Genomic DNA, 13329 nt, shown 5'->3' with positions numbered 1-13329 from the left:
TAATATATACCCATCCGCTGCCTGCCTACTCAAGAATTCTTTAAGACTTCCTTTGCTTGGTTACTTTAAATCAATCTGAAAGGTTTTTCCATGACTTATCAACTCATGAGTTTCCCCATCCAGCACATCATCTGTTGAAAATTGTATGGTTTCCATCTGCTTAGGCAGTTTTCTCAGCAGCAGACCAATTTTCCCCTCTCTTTTTTCCCCCTTGCGGTAGTCGACCCTTGAAAAGCTGCTTTCGCCTACAAATGTATCATCACTCGCGATAAAGTTTCTCCTTGGCACGAAAAATGTTTCTCCACCAAACCGCACATCCAGAAAGCTGAAAAATTGGACCTCCTTTCCATACTGATTAGTCACGTTATAAGAAATCTCCATGTAATACACCTTTTCTTTAACTTTCCACCCAGACTGCTTCACTGCTTCATTAAGCTCGTCCCAGTCTGCATACTTGTTTCCTTCTCTTAGCAAATCATTCCTTGTTTTATTATTAAAATAGCCTAAATACTCTTTTTCCTCGTCTTCCATATCCATCATTTTAATCAGCTTAACTTCCTTAACGTAAATGTGCATACGGTCAACAACATATTCTTTTTTTACATTGAAATAATCTCTTAATTCAAGGGTCGCCCAATCTTTCTCCCTCACTTTTTGACCGGGTTTTTTCAAAAGATCGCTCCCCCCGCTTTCCACCGTCTTCACCTTTTCAGCTTTCTGTGAAGTTACCTTTGCCGTCTCTTTTTTAGAACTTGGTAAATGAAATGACAGCAACATCGCACCTATGAATAGAGACACTCCTAAAATGAACATGATCCAATACTTTTTTTTCTTATTCAATAGCTGAACTCCTATCTAAAAAAATAAAAACTGCTTTTAGCATAGCTGAAAAGCTCAGACTTTTTAACCCTCAACTTGTATCCATAATAAAACCGCTGTAAGTATTCCTTACAGCGGTTTTATTATCGATACATTCTATTGTTTGGCGGGCGGAATATCTTTAAATAATTTTGGAAGTTGGTATATCGGAACGAATTTTGGAACGGGCGATGAACTGCTGAATCAGCACAAGGGCCAGTATGCCTAGTCCAACCACATCCGTCCAGATGCCTGGAATAATCAAAGTGATCGAGCCGATAAAGCATAAAGCAGCAAGTGGCAGCGGCAAGTCCGCGATTAAATATCTTTCCAATGCGGCACTCAACCCGAGAATACCGATGATTGCTGTCACAGTTACCCAAATAACTTCAAGCGGGCTGGTGACATCCTGCATAAGGATAACAGGTGAAAATACAAAGATATAAGGAATGATAAACCCTGACAAGGCAAGCCGCAGTGCTTCAAAACCTGTCTTATTCGGGCTGGCACCAGCGATACCTGCTCCCGCAAATGCCGCAAGAGCAACCGGTGGCGTTACGTTAGCTAAAATACCGAAATAAAAGACGAACATATGAGTAACGAATGGTGCAACACCCAGTTCAAGCAAGGCCGGTGCAGCCATTGTAGCTGTAATAATATATGTCGGAATAGATGGGAGCCCCATTCCCATAACAATACAGGCAATCATTGTGAAAATGAGTGTCAGGAACATTTCTCCTTGACCAAGAACAAGGATGGATTGGGTCAGCTTCGGTCCTAGTCCAGTCAGCGTGCTTACGCCAACGATTAAACCAACCATGGCACACGACATTGCCACACCAAGCGCCGACCGGACACCGTCCTCCATCGCTCCTAGAATTTCCTTTATCCCCATCCGTGTTTCTTTATTAAACCAGCTGACAACGATCGAAAGAACAATCGCATAAAAAGCAGCATATAGCGGGGTTTTTCCGGCAATCAACATCCCGATCAGCACAATAATCGGAATGAGCAGATGGCCGCCTTTTTTGAATACTTGCCATAGGTTCGGGAGTTCTTCTTTAGACATGCCGCGAAGGCCCAATTTTTTTGCCCGGAAATGAACGATGCAAATAATGCCAAGATAATAGAGAAAAGCCGGCAAAATGGCAGCAAGGGCAATCTGGTTGTACGGCATACCCAGCGTTTCTGCCATAATAAACGCGGTCGCTCCCATGACCGGTGGAATAATTTGCCCACCGACAGAAGCAGTGGCTTCCACCGCACCAGCAAATTCCGGCTTATAGCCAACGCGTTTCATGAGCGGAATTGTAAAAGCTCCTGTCGTTACTACATTTGCCAGTGCACTACCATTAATTGAGCCAAGTAGCCCGCTTGAAACAACGGCTACCTTTGCCGGGCCGCCGGATGTGTGCCCCGCTACACTAAGCGAAATATCAGTGAAAAACTGCCCCATTCCTGAACGGTTTAAAAAAGCCCCGAACAAAATAAAGAGAATAATATAAGACGCAGATACAGAAATAGCAATGCCATAAATTCCTTCTGTTGACAGATACATATAGGTCACGATATCTTCTAGATCTTTTCCCGAGTGCATGAGTAAGTCAGGAAAGTACTGGCCGAAAAAGGCATAAGCCAGAAATAATGCTGTTAAGATCGTTAAAGCATTTCCAGCTACACGGCGGCCCCCTTCAATCACCACAGCGATCGTGAGCAATCCAAAAGCAATATCCACCCCGCTCGGCATATAAATCGACATTCTTTCAGCAATTCCTTGATAATCGATAATCATATAACCGCCAGTCGCCAGCGCAGCAACCATCCAAATGACATCAACTGGAGTCACTTTGTTTGTTCCCTTTTTGTAAAAGGCAGGATATAAAATAAACACAAGTGCGGCGATTACGGCTGTGTGCAGCGAGCGATGGCGAAGTGCATCAAGCGGCCCAAAATAAGCAGTATACAAATGATAACCGGCAAGACCAACGCTCAGTGCAAAGACAGCCCAACGCCAAAAACCATGATCAATTTTCCGGAATCGTGATTCACTGTCATACTTTTGCAGAATCTCCTCCTGGCCTTCTACTGTCTCAGGAATCTCTTTTGTTGCGTTTGCCATTTATATGTCCCTCCCTTATTCCTTATTGCAAAACACCTTGCTCTTTAAAGTATCTCTCCGCTCCTGGATGCAGCGGCAACGGCAGTTTCTCAGCTGCTTTTTCCAATTCGATATGCTTAGCTGAGCTATGGGCATTTTGGAGTTGATCAAGACTTTCAAACAATGTTTTTGTTAACAAATAAACCTCTTCATCAGGCAAATCTTTGTGAGTGATTAGTAGGTTATTTACTTTTACTGTTTCCCTATCTTTTTTACGCCTTTATACGTATTGGCGGGTATACTGCCGATTTCAAAGGCTGGGTATTTTTTTGAAGGCTTTCCGTAATCTTTTTCGGCACTGGGATGATTTCTACTTCATCTGTGGCGGCCAGCTCCATAATGCCTGAGTTTGGGTAACCGGAAGATAGAAAAGCGACATCCGTCGTTCCGTTTTTGATGCCCTCAATTCCTTCAGAGAAGGATAAAAAGTCTGCATTTACATCATCGTAAGTGATGCCTGCTTCTTCTAAAATCCGCTTGGCCATAATTTCGGTACCGCTTCCAAGAGCACCAACAGCAAGATCTTTTCCTTTTAAATCTTTAAGAGTCTTAATGCCGAGCTTTTTAGGAGCTACAATTTGCATGTAGTTAGGGTAGAGTGAAGCGACAGCTCGAACATTCGAAAGCGCTCCTGCTTTAGCAAAGTTCCCTTCTCCCAGATAAGCATCTGTTACTGTATCAGCCATGGCAAAGCCTAGTTCTGCTTTCTTTCTCGAAAGCTTAGCTGTGTTTTCTGCTGAAGCTCCCGTAGTTTGGGCACTTGTCTGGGCGCCAAGTTCTTCTCCATAAATCTTGGCAAGCGCATTGCCGAGCTGAAAATAAATCCCTGATGTTCCACCAGTTAAAATCGTTACCGGCTGCCCTGCCAGCGGTCCGGCTGCCTTGCCTGTCCCTTCTGCCTTCTCATCTTTCGAAGAAGCAGAATTGCTACAGGCGGCCATCATTATAAGAACGGTAACTAAAAGTAAAATAAATCCTGTACGATATTTCATTTTCTCACCCCTTTGTCTGTTCTACTCTTCATAATGCAACATTCATACCATTTTTAAAATTCAGTTAAATTAGCTGTTTGTTTTAAGAAGCGGCAAAAAATGCCGGTTAGGAACGGCAAAATATTCCTAACCGGCATTTTTTTCTCTTATGTACTTTCTTCCCTGTAAATCTGAAGCTTGTTGCGCAGACTGCGCTCACTAATACCAAGCATTTTTGCCGTTTCTTTTCTACTTCCATGGCAATGCTTCAGCGAAGACTCAATAATCATTTTCTCGGCTTCTTTCATCGTAGCACCCAAAGGAACAGGGATGATAGAAGGAGAAAAATTAACCGTCGGCTTCACTGTCTCATTTTCAGAACGGATGGCAATCGGCAAATCAGTTTCCGAAATGACTCTTCCTTTTGTCATCGCTACAGCATACTCAAGGATATTGCTCAATTGCCTAATATTCCCCGGATAATCATAAGCCAACAACCTATTCCACGCTTCTTCTGACAGGGATGGAAGCGGCCGCTGCATTTCTTCCGCATACTTTCTGAGAAAATAGGGAATAAGCACTGGCAAATCTTCTTTTCTCTCGCTTAATAATGGCAGTTCGATCGGTATGACGTTCAGTCTGAAAAACAAGTCTTCTCGAAAAGAGCCTTCTGACACCATTTGTGAGAGGTTTTTATTTGTTGCGCTAATGATCCGCACATTTACTTTTTTCACTTCTGTAGAGCCAAGCGGCGTAAATTCCTTTTCTTGCAGTACGCGCAGCATTTTAGCCTGTAAGGAGGCGGGCATGTCGCCGATTTCATCAAGAAATAGTGTGCCGTTATCCGCAGCGGCTATTTTTCCCTCCTGGCTGTCCACCGCCCCAGTAAATGCCCCTTTCGCATAGCCAAACAGTTCACTCTCCAGCAAGGACTCCGGGATGGCTGCGCAATTTACCGAAACAAATGGGCCGTCCTTTCTTTTTCCCTGTCTATGTAAAGCCCTAGCCACAAGTTCTTTTCCTGTCCCACTTTCTCCAAAAATAAGAACGCTTGAGTCAATATCCTTCACTCGCTCAATCATTGAAAAAATATTCCTCATTGCTGGGCTCTCGCCAATCATCTGATCATAGCCTTTAATCTTCTCAATGGTTTCATTCAATTCCCGGATTTTGCTGTACAACGTCTGATGTTCAAGCGCTTTTTCAATCAATAAATGCAGCTCATCAATATCGAGCGGCTTTGTAATATAATGATAAGCTCCCTGCTTAATGGCTTCAACAGACGATTCAATTGTGCCATAAGCCGTCATCATAATAACGGATATATGCGGGTAAGTCTTTTTCACTTCAGCCAATACATGCAGACCGTCCGCTTCCCCAAGCCGCCAATCCAATAGCATTACCTGCACCTGATTTTTCTGCAACACGTCCATTGCATTCTCTACTCTTGTAGCTGCCATCACTTCATATTGATTTTCAAGTGCGAATCGCAGCGATGCCCCGATCGCCGGCTCATCATCCAGGATTAAGACAACAGGCTTCATTCTTTCTCCCCTTCTTTCTGTGCGGCAGGCAGTGTAACGGTAAAAGTCGTCCCCCTCTCCTTCTCCGTCTCCACTTGCATATCACCGTTATTTTCTTTGATCCATTGATAGCATAGGGCTAATCCGAGCCCGACTCCATGCGGCTTTGTCGTATAAAAAGGCTCAAAGATATGAGAAACGCTATGTTGATCCATGCCAATTCCAGTATCTGCTACTTGAATCACTCCCATGGCCTCCATTCTTTGAATCTTTACCGTTAGCTGCTTCTTCGGTACCTTATCCATAGCATCCAATGCATTTAACAATAAATTCAGCAGCACTTGTTTTAACTGATCAGGATCACAAATAATTTCCACTTCCGGTTCCATCATTAATTTCAAATGCACATGGCTTTTTTTCAATGTTGGTTCAATGATTGCCACCACAGATTGGATAAAAGCAGCAGCCGGCAACCTTTGTTTTTGCGGGTGCTTAGGCCGCGCATAATCAAGAAGTGATTCAACAATGGTATTCATCCGCTTTAACGCTTCCGGTACGTATTTAACAAGCTCTTGGCGAAATGACTGATCTTCATACTTCTTTGGCAAAAGATCAATAAAGGTTTTCATGGAAGTAAGCGGATTGCGAATTTCATGAGCCACCCCCGCAACAAGCTGTCCGAGCGCCCGCATTTTCTCCTGGGTTGCGAGCTTCTCCTCCAGCATCTTTGCCTCTGACCGATCAGCTAATGTCAACAGGCAGCCGTTTTTCTTTCCGCTTTCTTCATATAATGGAATGAGACGGAATAAAATAAACCGCTTGTTTCCATCGGCTTCAAATACTAGTTCTTCTGAAAATAACTGTTTGTCCTGATTATCCTCGAAATATTTGTAATGCTGAAGAATATCGGCAATTTGCGGCTGCCCAAGAATATCCTCTGTTTCGACATATTCTTTCTCTTGAAGACCGAGCATAGCTTTTGCCCGTTCATTCAAGCTTGTCAGCTGCAGGGAATCATCAAATGTTAAAATCCCATAATACATATGATGAATAATTTGGGTCTTGAAAGCATAAGCTTCGGAAATAGCGTGCTGCTGGACTTCTAATTGATCATTTGCTGCTGCCAAGGCCGCTGTTCGCCTGGCTACTTCTTTTTGCAGCCGCTTGTTCCATAAATAAGTAAAAATCAGAACGGCTACAGCACAACTGCTGAGAATCAGCAAGGCAATAATCCAATTGCGCATTTCTTTCAATTGACCGTCAGGATATAGACCAAACCACTGTGAATATAAAGTTTGATAATCCCCGTTCTCCTGCATGTTCATCAATGAGTGATTGATGAGCGAAAAAAGTTCTGTTTCTCCCGGACGGACGGCCGCCGCAAAATCAGAAGGCACGCCGATATGTTCAAGCACTCGATATTGATCCTGTTCACCTGATTGCTTTAAATAAAACTCTGCCGTCCATTTGTTTGTTAAAAAGGCATCTGCTCTTTTTAGCAGCAAGAAATTAAATGCATCTTTTGGATTAAATGCTAGTTGAAATTCCACTCTTCTTATATTCAGCAATAGATCAAATGACGCCGGCTCTTCCTGCATAACAATCGTTTTTTCCCGCAAATCTGTTAAGTTTTTGATCTCTGTGGTTGCTTCCTTTGGTACAACAAGAACATCTGTCATCGTAAAATAGGACTCCGAAAATTGAAAACGCTCGCTCTGCTCGGCGGAATATCTCATCCCCATAATGGCATCTACTTTACCCGCTTTCAGCGCCTGTTCCGCTTCATAAAAGTTCATTGGATAAAATCGAAACTCTACTCCTGCTTCTTCAGAAATAGAGCGAAAGAGCTCTACACTGAAACCAGTAAACTTTCCTTTTTTATTGATATAAGAGAAAGGAGGCAGATTTTTTTCTCCTGCAATCCGATACACTTTTTTGACGGGCCGCTGATCTACCTGGCTGGCAGGATGGTGAAGTAAACTAGCCGAAGCGAAATGGAGGGAATAACTCGAAAGCAAGAGGAAACCTATAATTAATATGGATAATCGAACCGAAAAGGGCATATCCTGCTATGTCTCCTTTAAAAAATCTTGTCCATATTGTACCATATAGGCAACACAATAAAATTGAAAATTAGAAATCTTGTCTTTGTTTCGTTACACAATAAATTAGCCGGCTGCAAAATACAGCCGGCGATCAATGTTTCTCTTATGCTTTTGCTCTTTTCGGCCAAATAAAGTGACTGATAGCAATCAAAAAGTCGATCCCTAATACAAGTGACCATATTTGCAATATGCCGCTTAACGCTTCTGTTCTAGAAGGGGCTCCAACCAGAAAAACCAATCCTACTAACAAGGCTGCACCAATTAAGTAGGCTGCTACATGCCGAAGCCATCCTGAGAAATAATGTTTGGCATATTCCATTCCATATCTTTTTGCTGGTTTTGATCCTTGTTTTACTACGTAATACAAAAACCTCTCATCTGCCCACTGAATCATGCTTTTTCCAAATCCAATGGAGACACCAATATACACAGCTGCAAGTGCGTGTGCCTGAGTAGCCGTTGCACCTCTCATTAAATCCACCCCAGTAGCCACCACTAAAATTAAGTCAATTAAAGGTGTTAAAGCCAATAATAGCAGCCCAAGTTTTTTCCGTTTGAACAAGTAACGAGCTGTCAGTCCCATTATAATGACTATCCAAAATGCGACTTCACAGGCAATAATCAGCCCAACAATCACACCATAACCCCTCTCTTTTTAATACAATTGTATTATTTAAAATAATTGTAACACCTCTTTTTTATAATACAACTGTATTATAAAATTGCTTGAATCTTTTTTTCCTGATAAGATATAGTTATGCCAAAACTAGTTGATCACGACAAACGAAAAAAACATATTGCTGAAGCCACATGGCGAGTCATTCTGGAGCAGGGAATGGAGGGGGCGACTGTGCGAAACATCGCTAAAGAAGCTGGACTCTCCCTCGGGGCCCTGCGCCATTATTTCTCTACGCAAAATGAGTTGCTCATTTATGCCATGGAACTCGTTAAAGAGCAGGCAGAGGCAAGAATTAATCAAATTGTAGTAGAGGATTTGCCGCCAAAAGAAATGATGTTGAAGATCCTGATAGAGCTTGTTCCAATCACTAAAGAAACGATGGCAGAAATGGAAGTCTGGTTTGCCTTTATTGCCTATAACCGTCATAAAGAAGCAGATTTTAACGTCTTGCACGATGGCATTTTTAATGGCATCAGCCGGATGATTCACTACTTGCGTGAATCAAAGCTATTGAAGGAAGGACTGGATGTCAGCATAGAAACAGAAAAACTCTATGCGCTCGTTGACGGGCTAGCTCTTCATGCTATGCTGGATCCGAATAGAACCAGTCGGGAACGGCTTATCAATGTACTAAAAAGCCATATTGATTCCATTTGTAAGGACATGGAAAGCAATGTATCGGGAGGCCATGCAGATGAAAAAGAAAAATAATGGATTATCTATTCAGCAGCTGAATATCGAAGATTCGGAGATAGCTGAAAAAGTATGGACTATCCAAATACCTGCCTATGAAGCAGAAGCAGAACTCATCAAATTCTGGGACCTTCCTCCTTTGAGGGAGACAGCAGCCTCGCTGCAGCAATGCGGAGAAACTTTTTATGGCGGGTTCATCAACGGTCAACTGGCCGGAGCTGTGTCTTTTAAAACTACAGTGGCAAAGCTTCATATTCATCGTCTGATGGTTCACCCTCATTTTTTCAGGCAAGGAGTGGCCCGTTCGCTTCTTCATCATGTGGAGCAGTTAGCGGCCGGTAAAAAAGATATCCTCGTCTCTACCGGAACCGATAATTCTCCTGCTGTCCAACTATACAAGCATTGTGGATTCAAAGAAATCGAGAAAATCACAACTACGGAGGGACTTTCACTTACTTTCTTTAAGAAAGAAAAAAGGCTGCCTTGAAAATTTTTTCAAGGCAGCCTCTTTTTCTATAAGACAATATCTGTTCCTGTTACGCCTTCACGCTTCCATTTCAGAAGTGGCGGATTACTTACCTTTACTTCTTGTTTGTTCTTCCAATACTCTTCTTCTTTCCCAACTGGCTCACGATTTTTCACGTCGTCAATCAACCATTTTTTCTGTGCTCGATCGTAGGACAATGAATACGTATTAACGGCCTTGAAAGAAGTATCCTCAAATTGCTGAATGTCACGGTACTTTACTTTGTTATGATAAGCGATGAGGGCCGTTACATCAGCCGACCAGCGCCCATCAAAATAATGAACAGAGAAGTCATCCATATTAACGACAGCACCATTATATTGCGCATGAATTTCATCAATATATCCTTGTACTGCTTTAAAACTCTCCTGAAGTGTAAAAGACCCTTCAAGGATAGTATCTGTCACGTTTGTCAGCTTACTTTTATTAAAGCCAGACGTTTGGTATACAGCGATATCATTATTAAAAACATCCATTGCCTTGATGACATCTTTTTGGATGCCTTTATCAGAGCTTGCCAACGCGTTGCTGTCAATAACCACACTGACTTCCGGGCTGCCCCATACGTCCTTCTTCTCTTTTTTCTCAAAGGTGCCAAGTTCATTCATCAATTTAACTTTTAAATTGTACGTCCCAGGGATAACAGGGCCGTAGTTATTGTCTTTTTGCTTCTTAATTGCTTGGTTCGACTTGCCGGCAGCCAGGCTGATTCGATCGTCTTCATTTTGACCGGTAACTTTAATAGCAGCCGTCTTCACCTTCAATTTGTATTGAGGGAACATTCCCCACTTCTTTCCGTCCTCTGTCAAGGTAACTTGTTGAGTGGTTGTTGTATAATCATCCTCTTGGATTTGTTCATCAAGTCCCTCTTTAATCACGTCGTAGCTGCTGCTATTTTCTTTTAAATAGGTAATAAGCGCCTGAACGGATGTTTTGTTTACAGAAGCCTGCTTATTATCTGGTACAATCATATCTTGCAGCAGAGCCGGATCATCGTTTGCAACAGCTTTCTTTAATGTTTCGACCGCTTTTTCTGGTGCAGTTGCCTGCTTCAAAGCAAAAAACAAGCCGCCGATGACAAGAAGTAGGATCACAGCCGGAATAATAATCAAGCTTTTTTTATTCATAGCTTTCTCTCCTGTCTAGTAAGCTCTTCCTTCAGCAAACGCCCGTACAAGGTAGTCAGAATAGTGGTCAGAAGTATTCACTGTCCATTTTCCGTCTTTTTTGATCATGCTAATTTCTGCTCCGTTTTGACTCTTAGCAACTTCCAGGGATTGAACAACTGTATCGAACTTGGAAAGTGCGTATTGCTTTTCTTTCTCTGTGTCATAGCCGCCTGTATTTTCCCGGTACTCTTTTTGATAGTTGTAGAGCTTGTCGTAAAGATCATCTGTTGAAACCGTAGAATAGTCGAGCTTTACAACGGCCTTATCACCTGCTTTTGCCGTTGTTTTAGTCTGCACTTCTGCTTTTTCTCCCAGAACAGTCTTATAACTGCTATAGTACTTATCAATATCCGCATCGGTTACCATATCTGGCAAAGAAAGATCCAACTGCTTTTTAAATTTGCTTTTAGCTGTTTCCTGAACATCTTCCTTATCAGCGGTTACTAGCTTTTCATAATCACTGTTGTCTTTTCCAAGGTAAATAACATCGATGTAAGCAGTTAATGCTTTAGCAGGATCTTGAATTTCATCAAAACTTTCTGCATATTTCTTTGTGTCAAGGCCAAGCATAATTTCATCCGCTTCTTCTCCTGGTTCGGATAGACGCGGTTTTACACCAATTTCATACTTTTTGTCTTTTTCAACATTAAAGTAAAAAGGAATGGTTTTTACTTTGCCTGCACCAATATCACTGCTTCCTCCGTCTTTAAGGTCTATTCCGCGCGCATATACACTTTTCTCTGGGCTTAACTGCTCATCCCCATCATACAGGTATACGCCATCGTATGAGGATACATTAATAGTAGACTTCGATTTATTCTTTACTTTTAAATCAACAGCGAGCAAACCGGTTTCCTCGCCTTCGGATTCTCCGTCATCTCCTGCTAATATATATTCAGCTTTTTCAATAGTAACTTCAGCTACCTTGCTTTCGCCAGCTCCTCCTCCGCTTGCTTCTTTGGCATCTGATCCGCCGCAGCCGGCCAAAGCAAGCATAATAGCAAACATGAGTGCCAATATACTAATCTTCTTTTTCATTATGTTCTCCCCTCTATACAAGTTGCTTTTTCTTAGATTTATCTTCCTCTATTCATGATAAAGAATCATTCTAAATAGAACAAGATGGAAACCATGGGGAGTTTTTACTGTTTTGGCTTGATTATTTCAAAGTTCTAAGGCCTATTTAACTAAAAAAAAGCTTTAAGAGAATCTTTCTTCTCTTAAAGCTAACAAATTTTCTCAATTAAATAATCTGTCTGCCTTGCTGCGATAAAGCGAATAAAATACCATGCTGCAAACTGCGGAAACAATTAAAGGAAGACAAATGGGAGTTAGACGAAGCGATAGCCATACTGATCTCAGGTGATATACCGACAAGAATGGTCTCTGTACCGATGAGTGAGGCCCCTGCGCTCAATTTCCCAATAAAATCTACCGTTATTCCGCTTACATCTTTTTCCAAACCTGTCAAATCAAGAACCAGGTACTGTGCCTTATGCTTTGGAAGATTTGTTAATGTTTTTTCGATTAATTCCTGCGAACGCGCTTCATCATATTTTCCAAGCAACGGCACAACAACAATGTCTTCTAGCACTGGAATAATCGGCGAAGAAATCTCCTTCACTAATTCATTTAGCTCTCTCGTTCTCTCTTCAACTACAGCCTCTAGCTTTTGAATCTCTTCCGCTTCTTTTCTTCTCGCTAACGTGTGAATATTTTGATCCATAGAGTGCTGTGCAGGGAAAAATTCAAATTCACATGTCTCATCGTCTTTGATTTCACTTTTTATCACACGATAAGTCATATTTGTATCAAATAAACCAGATAAGAGGCCAGAAAAATGACCAGGAATAAAGCACCCAGGTTCCGTTTTCCCTTGCTCTATATTGATTCTGTATTCCCAGCTATTTTTAATTTGCAGATTAGCCAACTTCTCCGCTTCACAAAGGCGATCGACAGTCAACTTTCCCCATCCAGCCGAAGCATATGTAATAGGAAGAACCTCTGCTACTTGCTCGATCGTTAATTGCATCTTTTTAAAGTATTCGCTGACAACAAGCCCTTGGCGAAAACCAGTCGCTTCAAGTACAACTTGTGCAGCTTCCTCTCCGGACACCTCTTCAATTGTATCAAAAAATACTTTCATGGCGCTCGTAATCCAGAAAAGAACAGCATCGCCACCGCTGTAATCGAAAACTCCATTTTCAACATCCCATTTAAAATCAATACCGTCCACATTGATTTGTGTCTTTGTTACACGATCCCGTGTCATTCACGAAGTCTCCTTCCAACCTTTTATTTATAAATAAAACTGCTGTCAGCTTTCTTTTTGCCAGTAATCATACTATCCATTATACCTGTAAAACTCTCTTGAAGGTGTACGGAAATTATTGTTACTTCCCTACCGTTATATCTTATAAATTAGGTCAAAACAAGGAATTTGATTTCCTTCAAGATACCGGGTCCTAGCTCCTTCCTCTCTGACTATTCTACACAAGAAAGCAGGCTTGATTTCATCCTCTCTACTGCTTTCTCGCCTTTCAGGTTTGTAAATATTTTGTAAAAATCTTGGCATGTCATAGATTTATTCGAAGGAAGACATTACAATCAATTATAACTTTCGATATCGCTTTTCGTAATTAGCAAG

Annotated in this window: 11 protein-coding genes and 1 pseudogene; 2 read left to right on the top strand and 10 right to left on the bottom strand. The window is 41.8% G+C overall.

The genetic code is table 11. From position 1 onward, the window contains the following. Positions 1-60: 60 nt before the first annotated feature. From CJ483_RS15215 to CJ483_RS15185, 7 genes and pseudogenes are all read right to left on the bottom strand, one after another. A complete protein-coding gene (locus tag CJ483_RS15215) occupies positions 61-840 on the bottom strand; it encodes a hypothetical protein (protein WP_120036012.1) in 780 nt (259 codons plus the stop codon). A gap of 160 nt (positions 841-1000) precedes the next feature. Further along, on the bottom strand, positions 1001-2977 hold the full coding sequence (locus tag CJ483_RS15210; RefSeq protein WP_120036011.1) for a TRAP transporter permease: 1977 nt from the start codon (positions 2975-2977) through the stop codon (positions 1001-1003). Positions 2978-2999: 22 nt separating this feature from the next. Beyond that, positions 3000-3218, bottom strand: a pseudogene (locus CJ483_RS15205) (TAXI family TRAP transporter solute-binding subunit); the annotation flags it as partial. Between the two features lie 10 nt (positions 3219-3228). After that, complete coding sequence (locus CJ483_RS15200) at positions 3229-4008, bottom strand: TAXI family TRAP transporter solute-binding subunit (RefSeq protein WP_120036009.1); 780 nt, start codon at positions 4006-4008, stop codon at positions 3229-3231. Between the two features lie 146 nt (positions 4009-4154). Further along, positions 4155-5531, bottom strand: a complete 1377-nt coding sequence (locus tag CJ483_RS15195) for a sigma-54-dependent transcriptional regulator (RefSeq protein ID WP_120036008.1) — start codon at positions 5529-5531, stop codon at positions 4155-4157. Then, positions 5528-7573 (bottom strand): transporter substrate-binding domain-containing protein, encoded by a 2046-nt coding sequence (locus tag CJ483_RS15190; RefSeq protein WP_120036007.1) that lies wholly within the window; start codon positions 7571-7573, stop codon positions 5528-5530. The genes CJ483_RS15195 and CJ483_RS15190 overlap by 4 nt, the downstream gene beginning before the upstream one ends. A 145-nt stretch (positions 7574-7718) precedes the next feature. Next, entirely contained in the window at positions 7719-8198 is a 480-nt protein-coding gene (locus CJ483_RS15185; protein ID WP_120038071.1) for a hypothetical protein, read from the bottom strand. Positions 8199-8372: 174 nt separating this feature from the next. Here CJ483_RS15185 and CJ483_RS15180 point away from each other — a divergent pair, with 174 nt between their 5' ends. Then, entirely contained in the window at positions 8373-9005 is a 633-nt protein-coding gene (locus CJ483_RS15180) for a TetR/AcrR family transcriptional regulator (RefSeq protein WP_120036006.1), read from the top strand. Next, positions 8989-9474, top strand: a complete 486-nt coding sequence (locus CJ483_RS15175; protein ID WP_182917069.1) for a GNAT family N-acetyltransferase — start codon at positions 8989-8991, stop codon at positions 9472-9474. Before CJ483_RS15180 ends, CJ483_RS15175 begins: the two co-directional genes overlap by 17 nt. A 26-nt stretch (positions 9475-9500) precedes the next feature. Here CJ483_RS15175 and CJ483_RS15170 read toward each other — a convergent pair whose 3' ends face one another. The 3 genes from CJ483_RS15170 to CJ483_RS15160 all read right to left on the bottom strand — a co-directional run bounded on the left by CJ483_RS15170 (position 9501) and on the right by CJ483_RS15160 (position 12954). After that, on the bottom strand, positions 9501-10640 hold the full coding sequence (locus CJ483_RS15170; protein WP_120036004.1) for a TcaA second domain-containing protein: 1140 nt from the start codon (positions 10638-10640) through the stop codon (positions 9501-9503). 15 nt (positions 10641-10655) lie between these two features. Next, a complete protein-coding gene (locus CJ483_RS15165; protein ID WP_120036003.1) occupies positions 10656-11720 on the bottom strand; it encodes a DUF5105 domain-containing protein in 1065 nt (354 codons plus the stop codon). Positions 11721-11925: 205 nt separating this feature from the next. Then, complete coding sequence (locus CJ483_RS15160; protein ID WP_120036002.1) at positions 11926-12954, bottom strand: STAS domain-containing protein; 1029 nt, start codon at positions 12952-12954, stop codon at positions 11926-11928. Between the last annotated feature and the right edge of the window lie 375 nt (positions 12955-13329).

The organism is Bacillus sp. PK3_68 (genome assembly GCF_003600835.1).
In the GTDB taxonomy this organism is placed as follows: Bacteria; Bacillota; Bacilli; order Bacillales; family Domibacillaceae; genus Pseudobacillus.
This window is presented reverse-complemented; position numbering and strand designations above follow the sequence as displayed.